Source organism: Streptomyces sp. NPDC000229 (genome assembly GCF_040300825.1).
Lineage (GTDB): Bacteria > Actinomycetota > Actinomycetes > Streptomycetales > Streptomycetaceae > Streptomyces.
Window position 1 is genome coordinate 39,610 of sequence record NZ_JBEPEL010000046.1, and the last position, 17,720, is coordinate 57,329.

Here is a 17,720-nt window from a genome sequence, read left to right on the forward strand (position 1 = left end):
GTACGCAACGCTGAGGAGTGCGTCGGGGCACGGTCTCGCGGTGGCCGCCGTGGCCGGTGGGGCCGTTCAGGCGCGCGGACCCCAGCGGCCGCGCTTCGCCGTCGCCGTCAGCTCCTCGATCGTGGTCAGTTTGACCCTGGGCCGGCCGTCGCGGCGGCCCCGGGTGAGCTCGGCCCGGTCGATGGCGGCCAGCCCGCGGGCGTCGACGACTCCGCGGCTGCGGCGCCGTAGCAGCCGGGGGAAGTCCTTCGCCGGGTGCGCCGGCTCGGGCAGCGCCCCGGCGACCGCGTCGGCGAGCAGCGTCCCCACCGTCTCGGCGGCGCAGCCGCGGTTGGTCCCGATGCCGCCGGAGGGGCCGCGCTTGATCCATCCGACGACGTACGTACCCGGCCGGCCCGGTACCCGGCCCGCCTCGTGCGGAACGGTGCCGGTGGCATCGTCGAAGGGCAGGCCCGGTACGGGCACCCCGCGGTAGCCGACCGCGCGCAGCAGCATGCCGGCCGGTATCGTCCGCTCCGCGCTCCGTCCCGTGACGCGTACGGCGCGGACCTTGTCGTCGCCGAGGGCCTCCAGGGGCGCGGAGTGGAAGCGGAACACGATGCGGCGCCCCGGCGCCGGCGGCCGCGACCAGTCGATCCCCTCACGGGTGACGTCCCGCAGCAGCGCGGCCTTGTCCGCCGCTCCGGCCCCGTCGATCGCCTCGCCGATGCGCGGGTCGTGGTCGTCGACCACCAGGTCCACACCCTCCAGGTGGCGCAGGGCGCGCAGTTCGGACCTGGTGTACGCGGCGTCCTCGGGGCCGCGCCGCCCGAGCAGCACGACCTCGCGCACCGGCGCCGTGCGCAGGGCCGTCAGCGCGTGATCGGCGATGTCGGTGGCGGCCAGCGCGTCGGCATCCGACACGAGGATCCGGGCGATGTCGAGGGCGACGTTGCCGTTGCCGACCACGACCACCCGCTCGCCGGACAGTTCGACGGCGTCCGCCGTGACGTCCGGGTGGGCGTTGTACCAGGAGACGAACGTGGTGGCGGAGAGGCTGCCGGGGAGGTCCTCGCCGGGGATGGCGAGCCGGCGGTCGGCGGAGGCGCCCACCGCGTACACGACCGCGTGGTGGTGGGCGGCGAGTTCCTCCGCCGTGATGTCCCGGCCCACGTCGATGCCGAGGTGCATCCGCACGCGGGGATGGGAGTGGAACCGCGCGAAGGTGTCGCCGATCTTCTTGGTCCCGGGGTGATCCGGAGCCACGCCGTACCGCACGAGGCCGCCCGCCACCGGCAGGCGGTCGACCAGTGTCACCTCGGCGTTGGTGTGCAGCAGGAGGTCTTCGGCGGCGTACATGCCGGCCGGGCCGGTGCCGACGACCGCGACCCGGATCGGGGCGAAGTCCGCGGGCAGGCTGCGCTCGAAGCGTGGCGCGCCCCAGGGGTGGAAGTTGGGCCCGTCGTCGACGGTGGAGGGCTGTTCGTCGCGGAAGTACGACGCGTTGATCCCGGCGAACTCCTTCTGCGACTCGGCCAGGCCGTCGACCGGGAAGATCGCGTCCACCGGGCAGGCGTCGGCGCAGGCGCCGCAGTCGATGCAGGACCGCGGATCGATGTACAGCATGTCCGTGGTGCCGAACTCCGGCTCGTCGGGGGTGGGGTGGATGCAGTTGACGGGGCATACGGCGACGCAGGTGGCGTCGCTGCAACAGGTCTGGGTGATGGCGTAGGTCATGTCGTCGGCTCAGTCCCGCTCGGGTCAGATCAGGTGGGCGCGCTTGTAGAACACCAGGGCCGGCCGGGTGAGCAGGCGGGCGGAGGCCAGGAACTCCATGAGCCCGGCGCAGCTCGACCGCATCAGGGACTTGTGGTGCTCATTGGCCCTGGCCTCACGGACGGCGCGCTCGCGGTCGAGGCCGGCGTTCCGGTACACGTCCTTGTTCACCATGCTGGTGACGATGACGTAGGACGCGATGGCGATGAGGACGGCGTGGATCTGACGGCGCAGCCACCCGGCGTTCGCGAGGCGCCTGCGCGTCTCGTCGCGGGCGAACTTCATGTGCCGTGACTCCTCGACGACATGGATGTTGTTGATGGTGCGTACGAACGGCACGACGCGCTCGTCGCGCATCCAGTCGCGCTGCATGACGTCGAGCACCTCCTCGGCCACGAGGATGGCGGCGTATGCGGCCTCACCGAACGCGATCGTCTTGAAGGCGCGGCCGAGTTCGACGGCGATCCGGCGCGGCCGGTAGGCCGGTGCCCCGAGCTTCTTCGCTCCGCGGGCGAACATGATCGAGTGCCGGCACTCGTCGGCGATCTCGGTCAGGGCCCATTGGAAGCCCGGCTCGGTCGGGTCCTTGGCGTAGATGTCACGGAGCACCATCTGCTGGAGGATCATCTCGAACCAGATGCCGGTGCTGGCCACCGACGCGGCCTCCTGGCGCGTCAGTTCCTTGCGTTGCGCGTCGTCCATCTCGCGCCAGTAGGCCGTGCCGTAGAGGGTGCTCCACTCGGGGCTGGCGCCGTGGAAGTTCTTGTCCAGGGGCGTTTCCCAGTCGACCTCGGTGGCCGGGTCGTACGACAGTGTCGCGGCCGAGTCGAGCAGGCGGCGGGCGACATCGTGTGCGTGGGGCCCGTTCTGGGTCTCCTGCCGGACAGTGCTGCTAGCCATGCTGGGGCTCCTCGGATCGAGCGGCGTTCCCTGTTAGACAAGATGTAAGCAAGCTGTCGGACGGACCGTACAGCAGGAGGGCCGCTCGGGCCTACCCCCGAGTAGAAATCTCCACGCGATGCCCCCGCCGGCTCGGTTCGGCTCGGTTCGGCTCGGTTCGCTTCAGGCAAGGGGTCCACTCGTAACCGCGTTGTTCCCGGCGGTCATCGGGGACGCGCTCGAAGTGGTCCTGGGCAAAGCCGTCGAAGGCACCACCGCGCCGCCGCTGAACGGGGACGGCCTCCGCACCGCACTGGTCGGGACCGCGGAGGCCTGGGAGAAGGGCATGATCCGGCCCGTGAGGGTGGCGCTGCGCCACCTGGTGGTCAACGAGATCCGCCGCTTCCCCGAGTTGTGCCTGGCCCGGAAGCGCACGGCCCCGGCCCCGTGCGACCGGCGCCGCTCGGCCCTTCAGCGAGCTGTCCACGATCGGCATCGCGGGTTCTACGCGTTGGTGCTGTACTCCCCCACCTGATCGCCCACCTGGTCGACAGTGCCTACGGGTCTCAGGGGGACTCGCCCGTGAGGCGTACGGTGCCGAGGATCCGCCGGACGGTGTCGTCGGGGACCTGGTCGGGCACGCCGGTCACGCCCAGGAAGGTCCACGAGAGGATGTCGCCCTTCGGGCTTGTGAAGGCGAAGGTCGTGGCCGTGCCGTCGGTGTCGCACTTGCCGGGGCCGGACGCGCCGGACGACGAAGCGGTAGCCACCGTGCCCTTCAGGCCGGAGGCAGTGGTGTAGGGCATGAGCGCCCCGAGCTTCACCTTGCTCCGGTCGGGCTGGGCGTAGGCCCCGAACACCCACAGCTCCACGCTCTTGCGGGCGGCTTCCTCGGGGGTCCTGGCGTCCTTCTCGTTGCGGGAGCCCGCGGAGGCGAGCGGGGTGTCCTCGGGAACGCCGTCCCTGTCGTCGTCCGACCGGCACCACTGTTCCTTGAGCATCGCCGGCGCGGCGAAGCCGATGAGGGGCGTGTCCTCGGGGTCCTTGCGGTCGCTGACCCAGCTCACCCAGGAGGCCGCCTTGGGAGCCCATTCCGGCGGAACGTCGAAGGCTATGCCCCTCTTGGTGTTGACCACGGTCTTCCACCCGGGGATGACGGGCCGGTGGGCGGTGCCGGCGCCGCGGTCGTCCGGGGGCACGGACGGGGAGGCGTCGCCGGCCGCGGGGCCGGGACGGGGCGCGGGCTTGTCGTAAATGCCCAGGACGAGGTAGCCGGTGACACCGGCCGCGGCGGCGACCACGGCGGCCGCGACCACGGCGACGACCGCGGCCGTCCTTCCGGAGCCCCGCGGGGGCTTGGGCTGCGACATGACGGCCGGAACCGGAGCACTCTGCGGAACGGTGGGCGGGTACGGCTGCGCATAGGGGTTGGGCTGCCCTCCCCCGGGGTTCTGGTCACCGCTCAACGGCTGTTGCTGTTCTGGCCACATGGTGGCCCACCCTAGGGCTTGTTCCGCAATGATCTTCTGAGGGTCGCAAGCACCGCTGCCCCGCAGGGCTGTTCGCATATCCGGCGAGGGCCAGGTTGTGCACTCGGGCGATGCCGCTCATGATGATGCGGTCGGCCGCGGACTTCGAGATGCCGAACAGCGGGGCGAGCTGGCGCAGCGTCAAGTTGGTGGCGACTTTGCCACCGCGAGATCACCCGAACTTCCGCCCGGGGTACTGTCTGCACGTGATCTACCTGATAGGCGGCCCGCCACGGGTGGGCAAGAGCACCCTCGCGTGGATGCTGCTGGAACGGGACGGCATCCCCGGATGCCCGACCGACGCTCTGGTTTCGATGCTGCAGCGCGCCGCCCCCCAGCACGGCGTGCGCCACGGCACGCACCCGGACAAGGCCGTACCGGCGCAGCCCTTCCTGGTTGAGTTCATCCGTGCCACCGCGGAGAGCCTCGACGACTCCGATCCCCTGGACGGCTATGTGGTCGAGGGCGACATCGTCACGCCGGCGGCAGCCACCGCCGCCGCTGGTCTCGGGATGCCACTGAGCTGCGTCTTCCTTGGGAACGCGGAGCTGACCACCGAACACTTGAGGGCCGCCCCGGACTGGCTCGACGGAGCCGATGACACCACCTATCGGGACATCGCCGTGTGGGTCAGGGAACAAAGCACTGCCCTGCGTGAAGCCTGTGCGGCCAGCGGGCACGTCTACGTCGAGTTGGGGGCTGGCTACGCCCAAGGCCTTGAGAGGGCTTACTCGACACTGATGGAGAGGCGCTGACCGCCCACCGTCAGCACCCGCGAAGAATCGCGAAGAATGCGGGACAAGCCTTAGATCGTCACCCGGGGTGCCGGCTCCCCTGCCGGTGTCGTGCCCCGCGTGCGGAGCCGACGGTCAGGCCCGCCTCCAGCGGTGGAGCCGACCGCCGTCGTGGGTGAGCCACGTGCCGTCGCCGAGAGCGACGACGGTGTCCGTCACCGGCCGGGGGTAGCGCAACCGCCCCAGCGGGCGCAGCGATACCGACGCCAGGAGCCAGTGGGTCTGCTCCATGGGCCCTTGCCGGGGTACCCAGTCGGCGGTCACCAGGACATGCGCCGCGTCCAGCGGGTACGCGTGCCCGAAGTCGTCGTTCTCGACGTCCCACGACAGGTCGTTCAAGTCGAGCACCGTCGTACGGTGCGGGACGAACGCGTCCTCCAGAGCCAGTTCGTAGCGGTCGTCATCGAGGCTCATGCCCTCGGCGCGGCGGATCGTCACGAGTCGCGACGACCCGGGCACGAATCCCGCCAGTTCGTGGCGGTCCATCCCACCGCCGAGCATCCGCAGACCGTGGTCCGACGGCTCCATCCAGTAGCTCGCCCAGCTGTACCAGGCCGTCCAGAAGGACGCCCCGAGCACCGCGCCGTCCTCGCGCCACCGCAGGGCGAGGGCCCCGGAGACAGCCGCCACCGGCTGCTCGGCCCGGATGTCCCCGGTCACCGCGTCCAGCAACAGCAGGCGGTCCCGTCCATAACCTCGCCGCGGTGGCCCGTCGTGCACCAGGACCGCCCGTTGCGCGGTCTCCTCCGTGGACAGGAGCGTGGGTACGGTGGCCGCGACGAACCGCCCGCACGGGCTGACCGCAGGAGCGCCCGGCGCCCGCGGCGGGCGGTGACCGCCGTGCCAGGCGTCATGCGGAACCTCCCACCGGGTCGCCCCGCCGCCCGCCACCGCGCGCACGGACGAGGCCCCGGCAACGACGAACCCGCCGTCGGGCAGCGCATCCGCCTGCGCCCCGGGCGCCAACTCGCACACACCTACCGGCTCACGTACACCCGCGAGGAACTCCTCCCGGTGGTGCACCTCCAGGCGGTCGCGCGTCCGCACGCACAGCCGTCCTCCACCGACCTTCACGACCCTTCCGGGCGGCGCCTCCGTCGAGCCGAGCGGCACGACGTCGATGTGTACGTCCCCCATCTCCCTCATGATCGAAAGCCTGACAGGACGGTCCGCCGAAGGCCAGCAGCTTTCGACGTGCGGGAGGAAATGGCCCATGGCCCCGCACCGGGAATGGCCCGGGCCATCCCGGCCGCCGCGTGGCAGCCTTCCCGGCATGAGCACCGATCAACAGCACCGCACCACCGTCGACTTCTGGTTCGATCCCGCTTGCCCCTTCGCCTGGATCACCTCCCGCTGGATCCTGGAGGTCGAGCACCACCGCGACCTCGACGTCCGTTTCCACGTCATGAGCCTGTACCTGCACAACCTCGGCAACGAACTGCCCGACTGGTACCGGGACCTCGTCGACAGGTCCATCGGCCCGGTGCGGGTGGCGGCCGCCGCCGCGGAGCAGCACGGTGAGTCCGTGCTGCGTGACCTCTACACGGCCCTCGGCACCCGGATCCACCACGACAAGAACCAGGACTTCGACGCTGTCGTCACCGACGCCCTTGCCGCGCTCGGCCTGCCCGCCGTTCTCGCGGCCGCGGCACACGACCCCGCGTACGACGAGGCGGTGCGGCGCAGCCACGACGCGGGCAAGGACCCGGCGGCCGACTGCTACGTGGGTACGCCGACCATGCACGTCGGCGGCGCCGTCTGGTTCGGTCCGGTCCTCAACTCCGTCCCGCGCGGGGCGGAGGCGGTGCGCCTGTTCGACGCGTTCCGCACCCTCGCGGGGCACACCGACTTCTTCGAGATGAAGCGCACCCGGACCGGGAGCCTCAGCTTCGACTGACGGGCTCCTCCGGCGGTCAGGTCTGGCGCAGCGGCTCGTACGCCTCGGCCGCCAGACCGAACGTCCAGGCCACGGCCTCCTTCGCGGTCCGCGTGGACGGAGGCACACGCAGCCAGTAGGTGCGGCTGGTTCCGTCCGGCTCCGGCGTGGAGTTGACCACCTCCACCATCACCACGTCCTCGTCGTCCGACAGCGGTATCCGCCACAGCACACCGGTCTCGTCCCGGTGCACGGGCCGTGCCCCGGACTCGCTCAGATAGCGGTCGTAACCGAAGTGCTCCAGCATCACGCGGCGCAGCTCGGCGTTCTCCTCGTCACGGATCCGCTCCGCCGTCAGCGCCGCGAGCTCCGCCAGGAACTCCCCCGGCACCGGCATGCCCCGCCAGGCGTACAGCGCGAAGCCGTCCCGGTACGCGAGGGCCGGTCCGTCCGCACGGTCGAGGCGGCCCGCCTCGTCCCGGTGCAGCTCCACCGGCCGCTCGCTGATCACCGCCAGGTGCTCGTACGGCCACCACCACCCGGCCGTACGGGCCACCCGGGCAAGCCCGTCCAGCGCCGAGCCCTCCTCCGGGTCGAACGCGCACAGCCAGGCGGCGTCGTGCTGGCCGAGGACGGCGTCGAGGAGCAGCAACCGGATCCCGGCCTCCTCGTCACGTCCCTCGGCCAGCTCCTCGACGACACCCGTCCGGATCCGTGCCGTCAGTGCCTGCGTCGTCTCCCACAGCCTGGCGCCCGTCAGGGTCCACCGCCGTCCCCAGCCCCGCGCACCCAAGCGCTCGTGCAACCGGTTCCGCTCGGCCGCCCACGGCCTGCTGCGGATCTCCTCCCGCACGCTGCGGCCCCGCGCCTCCGGCCCGGTCGGGGCGTCGCCCGAGGCCAGCAGCCGCAGCGCGTCCCGGGGCGAGGCCGCCCACACGATCCGCTCCGGCTCCGCCAGCCCGGCCCTCCGGTAGGCGAGGCGTACTCCGGCCTCCGCCTCCGCACGCCGCGCGGGCTCCGTGGCCGTCGCGACGGCCCGCCAGAACGCCGTGTCCCCATAAGTGTCCGTCATCGCGTCCCCTCCTTGCTCCTGTCGTTCCGCCGTCCGCTGTCCGCCCGCCGTTCAGTCCGCGACGAGCCGCACGGCTCCCGGCACGTACTCCCGCTGCCGCACCACCCGGTACCAGCCCTTCGGCAGCGGGATGGGGGCGTGCTCCTCGTGCACCACCCGCCCGCCGTCCGGCAGGTGCAGCAGCATCGGCCCGAACGGACCGGGCTCGCGCACCAGTCGGCCGGGGCCGACGACCGCGTGCGCATGCCCCGTCACTTCACCCAGCGCCAGGACCATCCGCCCTCTCGCATCCCGCGGTTCCTCCGGCGCGTCCACGGCATGCGGCGGCACCGCCGTCTCCGCGAGCGGCACGATCAGCACGTCTCCCTGCCGGTACATACGTGTCCCCTCCCCGTCGGCGCACGGTGCGCCGATCCGTCTCGGACAGTACGGGGAGGGTCTGACAACGACCCGCGAGCGGCGCCGGCCGGTGACCCGCCACGGGCGTTGTCAGTGCCGCTTGCTACAACTTGCAGCACATCACAACGCGACAAGGCGAGGAGCGGCAGAGGAATGAGCTACCCGGAGCATCTGCGGCAGTCGTACGGGCTGCCCGTGTTCGACTTCCCGCTGCGCGAGGACGCCGGCGGGGTGGAGCTGCCCGCGGCCGACTCCGTCGCCTGGCGCGTCTCCACCGAGGTCTATGACAGCGAGGAAGGCTGGCCGGAGGCCTTCGCCCGGTTCTGCGCCGCCGTCGACACCACACGGGTCCGCGCCCTCGTCACCGGGCCCTGCGAGGAGGCGTACGACGACGACGCCGGCGTCAAGCCGGTGATCGACATCCTTGTGGAGGCGCGTGCGAAGTTCCCCGCCCTTCGCGCTCTCTTCATAGGCGACATGGAAGCGGAGGAGTGCGAGATCTCCTGGATCAACCAGGGTGATGTCACACGGGTGCTGGAGTCCTTCCCCGAGCTGGAGGAGTTCGGCGCGCGGGGCGGCACCGGGCTCGTGTTCCGCACGATCACGCACCAGCGGCTGCGTTCCCTCACCCTGGAGACCGGTGGCATGCCGGCCGAGGTCGTGCGCGGGATCGCCTCCAGCGACCTGCCCGCTCTCGAACAGCTCGACCTGTGGCTCGGCACGGCCAATTACGGGGGTGACAGCGAGATCTCCGACGTGGCGCCGATCCTCGACGGGGCCCGGCTGCCGCGCCTGCGTCATCTGGGTCTGCGCAACAGCGACTACCAGGACGAGATCGCGGCCGCCGTCGCCTCCGCGCCCGTCGTCGCCCGGCTGGAGTCCCTCGATCTGTCCATGGGCGTCCTCACCGAGGAGGGCGCGACCGCACTGCTCGAAGGCCAGCCCCTCACCCACCTCAAGAGCCTGGACCTCCACCACAATTACCTGAGCGCTCCGATGAGGGACCGCTTCGCCCAGGTGCTGGGAAGCGCCGGTGTGGCGCTCGACCTCGCCCCGGGAAACGCCGACGAGGAGGAATGGGACGGCCGGGTGTGGCGCTATGTGGCCGTCGGCGAGTAGCGGACTTCAGCGCCCATGACTCAGGCATCCCCGATCCGGTTCACGGTCGTCGGCAACCCGGAGAACCGCCGCGTCACCCTGTTCGCCGACGCCGTGCGGGCCGCCGGGCTCCCCGCCCCCCGCGTCGTGTCCTGGACGTCCGTGCTGCGTGACGGCGGCGCGGTGTTCGCCGGGGACGAGGTCGTACGGCTCGACTCGCCCGGGGAGAACTCCGCGGTGGACCGGCTCCTGCGTGAGGTGGACGACCCCACCCGGGTCGAGGGTGGCGCCCGTTGGTACGCACGGTTCACCGCGGCCGTCGGGGCCCTGAGCGGTGGCGTCCGGCTCGACGACCCGGACGAGGTGGCCGTCCTGTTCGACAAGCGACGCTGCCACCGGGTCCTGCTGGACGCGGGGGTGCCGGTGCCCGAGTCGCCCACGTCCGGCGCCCGTACGCCCGTACGCGGCTGGGACGACGTGCGGGCCCTGATGGCGGCGCACGGCATGCGGCGGGTGTTCGTCAAGCCCGCGCACGGCTCGTCCGCGTCCGGGATCCTCGCCCTCGAGTCGGGCGGGCCGGGCCGGATCCGCGCCACGACCTCCGTCGAGTCGGTGGGCGGCCGGCTCCACAACTCGTTGCGCGTGCGCCGCGTCACCGACGAGCGGGAGGCCGCCGCGCTGGTCGACGCCCTCGCGCCCGACGGGCTGCACATCGAGCGGTGGTGGCCGAAGGCGTCCCTCGGGGGGCGCCGGGCGGACCTGCGGATCGTCGTCGTCGACGGCCGGGCCACCCACGCCGTCGTCCGTACCAGCCACGCGCCGATGACCAACCTCCACCTCGGGGGCACCCGCGGAGACCTCGCCGCCGCGACCGAGGCCATGGGCGGGCGCTGGCCGGACGCCCTGGACATCGGTGAACGTGCGGCGGCCTGCTTGCCCGGCACCCTCTGCGTCGGAGTCGACCTCCTCCCGTCCACCGGCTGGCGGCGGTTCGCCGTCGCCGAGGTCAACGCCTTCGGGGATCTGCTGCCCGGCCTCACCGGCCTGCCGGGGAGCGGAGCCGAGGGCCTGGACACCTATAGCGCCCAGGTCGCCGCCGTACTGCGGCGGCGCACACCGCACCACGCCGTAAGGAACCACCGTGCGACCGCTTGAGACCGGCACCGGCCGGCTGCCCGACATGAACCAGGTCGTCGGCCGTGACGACCTGCTCCTGGTCACGCTCGACACCCTCCGCCACGACGTGGCCGCCGAACTGGCGGCCGCCGGGCGCATCCCCCACCTGGCCCGCCATCTGCCCGGTGGCGCCTGGGAGAAGCGGCACGCGCCCGGCAGTTTCACCTACGCGTCCCACCAGGCGATGTTCGCCGGGTTCCTGCCGACCCCCGCCGCCCCGGGCCCGCACGCCCGGCTGTTCGCCGCGCGCTTCACCGGCAGTGAGACCACCGCCGGGGACACGTATGTCTTCGACACGCCCGATCTGGTGTCCGCGCTCGCGGCCGAGGGCTACCGGACGGTGTGCGTCGGCGGTGTCGGGTTCTTCAACAAGCAGGGTGCGCTGGGCGACGTCCTGCCCGGGCTGTTCCAGGAGAGCCACTGGGAGCCGGACTTCGGTGTGGCGTCCCCCACCTCCTTCGAGGCCCAGGTCGAGCGGGCCGAGGAGGTCGTGGCCGCGCTGCCGGCCGAGCAACGGCTGTTCCTCTTCCTCAACGCGTCGGCGCTGCACCAGCCCAACTGGTTCCATCTGCCCGGCGCCACCCGGGAAGACGGGGACAGCCGGGCCACCCATGCCGCCGCCCTCGAGTACATCGACCGTCACATCGGCCGGCTGTTCACCGCGATGAGCTCCCGGCGCCGCTGTTTCGCCATCGTCTGTTCCGACCACGGCACCACGTACGGCGACGACGGTTACACCGGCCACCGGCTCGCCCACGAGGCCGTGTGGACGGTGCCGTACGCCCACTTCTTCCTGGAGCCGTCCGCATGACCAGCGCCACTCCCCGCCCCTACCAGAGTTACGTCTACGCCTACCCCCACAAGACCGCCTACCGCCCGCTGCCCGGTCGGCCCGCGCTGCGGGACGTGTGGCAGGGGGAACGCAAGGACGCGCTCTCGCTGTACCTGCACATACCGTTCTGCGAGGTCCGCTGCGGCTTCTGCAATCTGTTCACCCGGATCGGGGCCCCCGACGGTCTCACCGGCCGGTACCTCGACGCCCTCGACCGGCAGGCCACCGCCGTCCGCGACGCGCTCGATGACGCCGGGACCGGCGCGGGTGCCGGCACGGCGCCCGGGCAGGTGCGCTTCGCCAACGCCGCCTTCGGTGGCGGCACCCCGACCTTTCTGACCGCCGACGAGCTGGACCGGCTCTGCGACATCGCCGAGAAGCGCATGGGCGCGGACCTGCGCGCGGTCCCGCTCTCCGTCGAAACGTCCCCCGCCACGGCCACCGCCGACCGGCTCGCCGTCCTCGCCGGGCGCGGCACGACCCGGCTCAGCATCGGCGTACAGAGCTTCATCGACGAGGAAGCACGGGCGGCGGTGCGCCCGCAACGGCGGGCGGACGTGGAAGCCGCCCTCGCCAGGATCCGGGACACCGCCGTTCCCGTCCTCAACATCGACCTCATCTACGGCATCGACGGGCAGACCCCCGCCACCTGGCGCACCTCTCTCGACGCCGCACTCGCCTGGCGGCCGGAGGAGCTGTACCTGTACCCGCTGTACGTGCGTCCGCTCACCGGGCTCGCCCGGCGCACCGCCCACACCGACCGCGACTGGGACGAGCAGCGCCTGGACCTCTACCGGCGGGGGCGCGACCACCTCCTCGCCGAGGGCTACGAGCAGGTGTCGATGCGTATGTTCCGCCGCGCCGACGCGCCCGCGCAGGGTCCCGACGACCACGCCTGCCAGACGGACGGCATGATCGGCCTGGGCTGCGGCGCCCGCTCCTACACCTCCGCCCTCCACTACTCCTTCGACTACGCGGTCGGCATGGGCGAGATACGGGCCATCATCGACGACTACACCGGCACCGAGGACTTCGGCCAGGCGGTGCACGGCCGCTTCATGGACGGGGACGAGGCGCGCCGCCGGCATCTCCTGCAGTCCCTGCTGCAAGCGCGGGGCCTGCCGGTCGACGACTACCGGGCCCGCTTCGGATCGGACCCGTACGAGGACTTCCGCGCCGAGCTCGCCGCGTTCACCACCCGGGGCTGGCTCGACGGCAGCGGTCCGGCGCTGCTGCGGCTCTCGCCCGAGGGGCTCGCCCACTCCGACGCCCTGGGTCCCGAGCTGTTCTCTCCCGCCGTACGGGCCGCGATGGCCGCGTACGAACCGAAGTAGGCACCACCCGTGGATCTGACGCTCCTGTATCGAGGCCCCCTCGCCTCCTGCGACTACGACTGCCCCTACTGCCCCTTCGCCAAGCGGCGTGACACCCGCGCCCAGCTCCGCGCCGACCGGGCGGCCCTGGAGCGCTTCACACGCTGGGCCACGGCGCAGACGGGTGACCGCCTCTCCGTGCTGTTCACCCCGTGGGGAGAGGGGCTCGTGCGCTCCTGGTACCGGCGGGCCCTGGTGGAGCTGTCGCACGCCCCGCACGTCGGGCGGGTCGCCATCCAGACCAATCTCAGCTGCCGCACCGACTGGCTCGCGGAGACCCGCGCGGACACCGTCGCGCTGTGGTGCACGTACCACCCGGGCCAGACCGCGTACGAACGGTTCCTGGCGAAGACCCGGGAGCTCGCGGACCGCGGGATCCGTTTCAGCGTCGGTGTCGTCGGCCTGCCCGATCACCTGGAGCACGCCCGGAGGCTGCGCGCCGGCCTGCCGTCGCACGTCTACCTGTGGGTGAACGCCGCCGAGGGCCACACGTACACCGACGAGGAGGCGGCGACGTGGACGGCACTCGATCCTCTCTTCCCGTACAGCCGCCGTCCCCACCGCTCGGCCGGGCTGCCGTGCCGGACGGGCGAGTCCGTGATCTCGGTCGACGGTGACGGAACGGTCCGCCGCTGCCATTTCGTGCGCGCCGAACTCGGCAATCTCTACGACGGTTCCTACCGTTCCGCCCTCGTGCCGCGCCCTTGCCCGCTGGCGCGGTGCGACTGCCACATCGGGTACGTCCACCTGGAGACGTTGCCCCTGTACGACGTGTTCGCGGGCGGGGTCCTCGAACGCGTCCCCGCGGATCTGCCGGTGGTGGCCGGTCTTCCGCGGCCCGAGGGAGTCACGGCTCGCTGACCGGGCGCGGCTCCCGACGTGCACACGACGGCCGCGACGGTGATGGTGCCCCTGATGGGGAACGGGTCGTCAGGGCTTTCTGGCGGCCAGCCCTTTGGCCGCCGCCTGGGTGATGTTGCGGGCCATGCCGCCGAACACGACGGAATGGAACGGCCACACGCTCCACCAGTACAGGTGCCCGAGCAGGCCTCGGGGGTGGAACAGCGCCCGCTGGCGGTACCGCGTGCGGCCGTCGCCGCCGGTCTCGGCGTACATCTCCAGCCACGCCAGGCCGGGCAGCCGCATCTCGGCGCGCAGCCGCAGCAGATGCCCCGGTTCGATCTCCTCCACCCGCCAGAAGTCGAGCGAGTCGCCCACCCGCAGCCGCTCGGCGTCCCGGCGCCCGCGCCGCAGGCCGACCCCGCCGACGAAACGGTCCAGCCACCCCCGGACGGCCCAGGCCAGCGGGAAGGAGTACCAGCCGTTGTCCCCGCCGATGCCTTCGATCACCCGCCACAGCGCCTCGCGCGACGCGTCCACGGGCAGCTGCCGCTCGTCCTGGTAGAGGCTGCCGCCCGCCCATTCGGGGTCCGTGGGCAGGGGATCGCTCGGCGCGCCGGGCACCGCGGCCGACGACCACCGGGTCGCGACCCGCGCGTCCCGCACCCGCCGCAACGCGAGCGCCAGTGCCTCGTCGAACGGCAGCGGCTGCCCGGGGCCGTCGGGAACGTACCGTGTGATGTCGTGCTCGTGGCAGACCACCTCGTGGCGCAGCGACTCGGTCAGCGGACGGGCGATGGACGCGGGTACCGGGGTCACGAGGCCGATCCAGTGGCTGGACAGGCCCGGGGTGAGGACGGGCACGGGCACGATCAGCCGGCGGCGCAGCCCGGCGACGGTGGCATAGCGGCGCATCATGTCCCGGTAGGTGATGACGTCGGGCCCGCCGACGTCGAACGTACGGTTCACCCCGGCGGGGATCCGGGCCGAGCCGACGAGGTAACGCAGCACGTCACGGACGCCGATGGGCTGGATCCTGGTGCGCACCCAGCTCGGGGTGACCATCACGGGGAGGCGTTCGGTCAGGTACCGCAGCATCTCGAAGGACGCCGAGCCCGAGCCGATGATCACCGCGGCACGCAGCACGACGGCGGGTACCGGACCGCCGAGGAAGGTCCGCCCCACCTCGGCGCGGGAGCGCAGGTGCGGGGACAGCTCGTGCTCCGGTACGCCCCGGGGTGTCAGCCCGCCGAGGTACACGATCCTCCGCACTCCCGCCCGGTGCGCCTGCTCGGCGAAGATCCGGGCCGCCGTCCGGTCCGTCTCCTCGAAGCCCGGCCCGGTGCCGAGCGCGTGCACCAGGTAGTACGCCACGTCGATGCCGCGCATCGCCTCGGCGACCGACGCGGCGTCGGTGACGTCGCCCCCGACCGCCTCGGCGTCCCCTGCCCAGGGGTGGTCGCGCAGCTTCGCGGGCGTACGGGCGAGGCAGCGCACCCGGTGGCCTTCGCTCAGCAGCTCCGGCACCAGCCGTCCGCCGATGTAGCCCGTGGCCCCGGTCACCAGGCAGTGCAGCTCTTCGCCGTGCGGAGTCCGGCCCGTGTTCACACTTCGCTCCTTCGCCCGTCGTCCGGCGTCGTGTCCCTGGAACCGATCATCACCGCATCGACCCGGCGGTGCGACCGCGCTTCCTGCCGGGGGCACCTGTCCGCCGCGCGGGACGGCGAGGCCCACCGGCCGGCGGCTTCACATGGATGCGGGAGGCGACGGGCAGATGGTCGCTACCGGTGGCGGGGAGGGGACGTAGGTCGACGACGGTGGCGGAGCGGGCCATGGCCTGGCCGATCCGCGCCAGGGGCAGCGGACCCCGGCGCCCCCGTATGCGCATCCATGTCCACACCGGACGAGGACGCCGCCCCGCGGCCAGGGGATCCCGCCCCCCTTGCGGCGGCTGCCGGGAAGCGGCATGAGGCTCGGGCCGGCGGGTTCGCGACCATGTGCTCAGGGTCCGGTGTCGGGGCTGTCCGGCTCAGGCAGTTGGGCGGGGGCAAGCGGCGGCCCGACCCGGACGGCGGTCGCCGATCTCGATGGGCGTGTGTGTCCGGGCCCATGGGGAAGAGCACTGCCCTGGTCACCCGGATTGACCCATGCATCAGGCCATTGAATGCACCCTTTCATGGGTCTTTGAAGCCCGTAGATTCATTCGTGTCAGCAGGAATCGCCGGTGAGAAGCCGGGCCGGACATCAGGGAGAATCCATGAACCCCACCACGAACCAGCCGACCGGACCCGTCCTCGTCCGGGCCGAGGACGCCGAGTCCCTCCAGGACGGCGCGACGAGCCTGATCACGCTGCTCGCGGACGCGGGCACGACGGGCGGGGCGCTCACCGCCAACAAGGCCACGTTCCGCAAGGGTTCGCCGGGGGCTCCCGCGCACTTCCACACCAAGGCCACCGAGATGTTCCTCGTCCTCGACGGCACGATGCGCATTCTCGTGGACGACGAGGTCCTGACCCTGGGCAAGGGCGACTTCCTGACCGTCCCGCCGACCGTGCCGCACGCCTTCGCGCCGGCCCCCGGCAGCGAGGCGGAAATGCTGGTGGTCTTCACCCCCGGCCTGGACCGCTTCGACTACTACCGGCTGCTGGAGCGCGTCTACCGCGGCGAGGCCACCGTCCAGGACATCCGCGACAGTTCGCAGCGTTACGACAACCACTACTTCGAGAGCCCCGTGTGGTCGAAGGCGCTGGCCGAGCGCTGAAACCGCGGCCGGGCCGCCGCCCTTCCCGTCGGCGGCCCGGCCGTCACCCCGCCTCCCTTTTTTCGCGCACCTCGTCCGGAAAGTGGAACTCGTCATGGCGTCCATCGACGCGAAGGATCCGCGGCACCGCCCGGGAGCGACCCTGGCACTGCTGGCGTTCGCCCAGCTGATCATCTCGATCGACTACAACATCGTCTACGTCGCGTTGCCCGAGATCGGCTCCGGCCTGGGCTTCTCGGCACAGAGCCTGCAGTGGGTGGTCAGCGCGTACGCCGTCGCGTTCGGCGGCATGCTCCTGCTGGGCGGGCGGGCGAGCGACCTGTTCGGACCGCGGCGGATGTTCGCCGTGGGGCTGGGCCTGTACGCGGTCTCCTCGCTGCTCGGCGGTCTCGCCGAAGCACCCGGTGTGCTGGTCGCGGCCCGGGCGGTCCAGGGTGTCGGCGGCGCGTTCCTGTTCCCGGCGACGCTCACGCTCGTCTCCACGGGCTTCGCCGAAGGACGCGAGCGCAACCGGGCGTTCGCGGTGTGGGGCACGGCAGGCGGCAGCGGGCTGATCCTGGGTTCCCTGCTCGGGGGTGTGCTGACGGACGCGTTCGGCTGGGAGTCGGTCTTCTTCGTCAACGTGCCACTCGCCGGTACGGCGGCCCTGCTCGCCTTCTCGGTGATCGCACCGGACACGCCGCGCGGCGGCGGGCGTTCGGTGGATGTCGGGGGCGCCCTCACCTCGACGATCGGGGTCACCGCCGTGGTGTTCGCCCTGGTGCAGGGGCCGGAGGCGGGATGGCTCTCACCGGCCGTCCTGACCGCCGCCGTCGCGGGCGCCGTCCTGCTGGGCGTCTTCGTCGCGGTCGAACTGCGCCATCCCGACCCGCTGTTGCCGCTGCGCCTGTTCAGCAACCGCAATCTGAGCGTGGGTACGGTCGTCACGTTCCTCTACATGGGCACCTTCGGCACGCTGCTGTACTTCCTGACCGTGTACTTCCAGGGTGTGCACGGGTACGACGCGCTGACCACCGGGCTGGCCTTCCTGGTGCCGATGGCCGCGATCGCGGTCGGCTCGCAGGGCGCGGGCCGGCTGGCCACCCGGTACGGGATCCGGCCGGTGATGGTCGCGTCGCTGGGGGTGGGAGGTGTCGGGGCCGTGGCCGTCGGAGCGACCATGGCGACGGGCGGCTCGTACGGTGCACTGGTCCCCGGTCTCCTCGTGCTCGGTGTCGGCCAAGGCGCCGGTTACACCCTGATGCACGGGGACTTCCACCCGCTGAACCTGCTCTACCGGGGCGCGGAGCCCGCCGCGATCATCGACTGGGACCGGCTGGGCGTGCAGCCCCGGGCG

General features: G+C 72.1%; 17 protein-coding genes and 1 pseudogene. 10 read left to right on the forward strand and 8 right to left on the reverse strand.

The genetic code is table 11. The annotated features are described in order from the left end of the window. Positions 1-66 precede the first annotated feature (66 nt). Both ABT360_RS21890 and ABT360_RS21895 read right to left on the reverse strand, forming a co-directional pair. Positions 67-1,716: an FAD-dependent oxidoreductase gene (locus ABT360_RS21890; RefSeq protein ID WP_351818950.1), complete on the reverse strand. Its 1,650-nt coding sequence runs from the start codon at positions 1,714-1,716 to the stop codon at positions 67-69. A gap of 24 nt (positions 1,717-1,740) precedes the next feature. Next, positions 1,741-2,655, reverse strand: a complete 915-nt coding sequence (locus ABT360_RS21895; protein ID WP_351818953.1) for an AurF N-oxygenase family protein — start codon at positions 2,653-2,655, stop codon at positions 1,741-1,743. A 190-nt stretch (positions 2,656-2,845) separates the two neighbouring features. Between ABT360_RS21895 and ABT360_RS21900 the strand changes: the two genes are divergently transcribed. Continuing rightward, positions 2,846-3,169, forward strand: a complete 324-nt coding sequence (locus ABT360_RS21900; RefSeq protein ID WP_351818956.1) for a hypothetical protein — start codon at positions 2,846-2,848, stop codon at positions 3,167-3,169. A gap of 31 nt (positions 3,170-3,200) precedes the next feature. Here ABT360_RS21900 and ABT360_RS21905 read toward each other — a convergent pair whose 3' ends face one another. Next, positions 3,201-4,004 carry a hypothetical protein gene (locus ABT360_RS21905; protein ID WP_351818959.1) on the reverse strand — a complete coding sequence of 268 codons (804 nt, stop codon included), beginning with the start codon at positions 4,002-4,004 and terminating at the stop codon, positions 3,201-3,203. Between the two features lie 230 nt (positions 4,005-4,234). On the opposite strand from ABT360_RS21905, the gene ABT360_RS35410 reads away from it, so the two are divergent. After that, positions 4,235-4,918, forward strand: a complete 684-nt coding sequence (locus ABT360_RS35410) for a hypothetical protein (protein WP_444852301.1) — start codon at positions 4,235-4,237, stop codon at positions 4,916-4,918. 114 nt (positions 4,919-5,032) lie between these two features. Here ABT360_RS35410 and ABT360_RS21915 read toward each other — a convergent pair whose 3' ends face one another. Further along, on the reverse strand, positions 5,033-6,094 hold the full coding sequence (locus ABT360_RS21915) for a hypothetical protein (RefSeq protein ID WP_351818961.1): 1,062 nt from the start codon (positions 6,092-6,094) through the stop codon (positions 5,033-5,035). Positions 6,095-6,230: 136 nt separating this feature from the next. On the opposite strand from ABT360_RS21915, the gene ABT360_RS21920 reads away from it, so the two are divergent. Further along, on the forward strand, positions 6,231-6,854 hold the full coding sequence (locus ABT360_RS21920) for a mycothiol-dependent nitroreductase Rv2466c family protein (protein WP_351818964.1): 624 nt from the start codon (positions 6,231-6,233) through the stop codon (positions 6,852-6,854). Positions 6,855-6,870: 16 nt separating this feature from the next. Here ABT360_RS21920 and ABT360_RS21925 read toward each other — a convergent pair whose 3' ends face one another. Together ABT360_RS21925 and ABT360_RS21930 are read right to left on the reverse strand one after the other, a co-directional pair. Next, positions 6,871-7,905, reverse strand: a complete 1,035-nt coding sequence (locus tag ABT360_RS21925; protein ID WP_351818967.1) for a DUF6745 domain-containing protein — start codon at positions 7,903-7,905, stop codon at positions 6,871-6,873. A 51-nt stretch (positions 7,906-7,956) separates the two neighbouring features. Next, positions 7,957-8,283, reverse strand: a complete 327-nt coding sequence (locus ABT360_RS21930) for a hypothetical protein (RefSeq protein ID WP_351818970.1) — start codon at positions 8,281-8,283, stop codon at positions 7,957-7,959. Positions 8,284-8,457: 174 nt separating this feature from the next. Between ABT360_RS21930 and ABT360_RS21935 the strand changes: the two genes are divergently transcribed. The 5 genes from ABT360_RS21935 to ABT360_RS21955 are packed head-to-tail and all read left to right on the forward strand — an operon-like array spanning position 8,458 to position 13,644. Next, positions 8,458-9,423 carry an STM4015 family protein gene (locus ABT360_RS21935; RefSeq protein ID WP_351818973.1) on the forward strand — a complete coding sequence of 322 codons (966 nt, stop codon included), beginning with the start codon at positions 8,458-8,460 and terminating at the stop codon, positions 9,421-9,423. Positions 9,424-9,438: 15 nt separating this feature from the next. After that, the gene (locus tag ABT360_RS21940) at positions 9,439-10,557 is read left to right on the forward strand and encodes an STM4014 family protein (protein WP_351818975.1); all 1,119 of its coding nucleotides are present in this window, start codon (positions 9,439-9,441) and stop codon (positions 10,555-10,557) included. A 25-nt stretch (positions 10,558-10,582) separates the two neighbouring features. Further along, positions 10,583-11,389, forward strand: coding sequence for an STM4013/SEN3800 family hydrolase (locus ABT360_RS21945; RefSeq protein WP_351818997.1), 807 nt, complete (start codon positions 10,583-10,585; stop codon positions 11,387-11,389). Further along, the gene (locus ABT360_RS21950) at positions 11,386-12,744 is read left to right on the forward strand and encodes an STM4012 family radical SAM protein (protein WP_351818979.1); all 1,359 of its coding nucleotides are present in this window, start codon (positions 11,386-11,388) and stop codon (positions 12,742-12,744) included. The genes ABT360_RS21945 and ABT360_RS21950 overlap by 4 nt, the downstream gene beginning before the upstream one ends. A 9-nt stretch (positions 12,745-12,753) precedes the next feature. Next, positions 12,754-13,644 carry an STM4011 family radical SAM protein gene (locus tag ABT360_RS21955; RefSeq protein WP_351818982.1) on the forward strand — a complete coding sequence of 297 codons (891 nt, stop codon included), beginning with the start codon at positions 12,754-12,756 and terminating at the stop codon, positions 13,642-13,644. A 69-nt stretch (positions 13,645-13,713) separates the two neighbouring features. Here ABT360_RS21955 and ABT360_RS21960 read toward each other — a convergent pair whose 3' ends face one another. Continuing rightward, positions 13,714-15,231, reverse strand: coding sequence for an SDR family oxidoreductase (locus ABT360_RS21960; RefSeq protein ID WP_351818985.1), 1,518 nt, complete (start codon positions 15,229-15,231; stop codon positions 13,714-13,716). Positions 15,232-15,280: 49 nt separating this feature from the next. Continuing rightward, a pseudogene (locus ABT360_RS21965) lies at positions 15,281-15,484 on the reverse strand (hypothetical protein); the annotation flags it as partial. 396 nt (positions 15,485-15,880) lie between these two features. Here ABT360_RS21965 and ABT360_RS21970 point away from each other — a divergent pair. Further along, entirely contained in the window at positions 15,881-16,384 is a 504-nt protein-coding gene (locus ABT360_RS21970; protein WP_351818988.1) for a cupin domain-containing protein, read from the forward strand. Between the two features lie 94 nt (positions 16,385-16,478). Continuing rightward, positions 16,479-17,720 (forward strand): MFS transporter (locus tag ABT360_RS21975; protein ID WP_351818991.1); only part of this gene is annotated, 1,242 nt, incomplete at its 3' end.

Coding starts and splice junctions, on each gene's coding strand:
- ABT360_RS21890 (WP_351818950.1), bottom strand. CDS start 1,716: ATGACCTACGCCATCACCCAGACCTGTTGCAGCGACGCCACCTGCGTC.
- ABT360_RS21895 (WP_351818953.1), bottom strand. CDS start 2,655: ATGGCTAGCAGCACTGTCCGGCAGGAGACCCAGAACGGGCCCCACGCA.
- ABT360_RS21905 (WP_351818959.1), bottom strand. CDS start 4,004: ATGTCGCAGCCCAAGCCCCCGCGGGGCTCCGGAAGGACGGCCGCGGTC.
- ABT360_RS35410 (WP_444852301.1), top strand. CDS start 4,235: ATGCCGCTCATGATGATGCGGTCGGCCGCGGACTTCGAGATGCCGAAC.
- ABT360_RS21915 (WP_351818961.1), bottom strand. CDS start 6,094: ATGGGGGACGTACACATCGACGTCGTGCCGCTCGGCTCGACGGAGGCG.
- ABT360_RS21920 (WP_351818964.1), top strand. CDS start 6,231: ATGAGCACCGATCAACAGCACCGCACCACCGTCGACTTCTGGTTCGAT.
- ABT360_RS21925 (WP_351818967.1), bottom strand. CDS start 7,905: ATGACGGACACTTATGGGGACACGGCGTTCTGGCGGGCCGTCGCGACG.
- ABT360_RS21930 (WP_351818970.1), bottom strand. CDS start 8,283: ATGTACCGGCAGGGAGACGTGCTGATCGTGCCGCTCGCGGAGACGGCG.
- ABT360_RS21935 (WP_351818973.1), top strand. CDS start 8,458: ATGAGCTACCCGGAGCATCTGCGGCAGTCGTACGGGCTGCCCGTGTTC.
- ABT360_RS21940 (WP_351818975.1), top strand. CDS start 9,439: ATGACTCAGGCATCCCCGATCCGGTTCACGGTCGTCGGCAACCCGGAG.
- ABT360_RS21945 (WP_351818997.1), top strand. CDS start 10,583: ATGAACCAGGTCGTCGGCCGTGACGACCTGCTCCTGGTCACGCTCGAC.
- ABT360_RS21950 (WP_351818979.1), top strand. CDS start 11,386: ATGACCAGCGCCACTCCCCGCCCCTACCAGAGTTACGTCTACGCCTAC.
- ABT360_RS21970 (WP_351818988.1), top strand. CDS start 15,881: ATGAACCCCACCACGAACCAGCCGACCGGACCCGTCCTCGTCCGGGCC.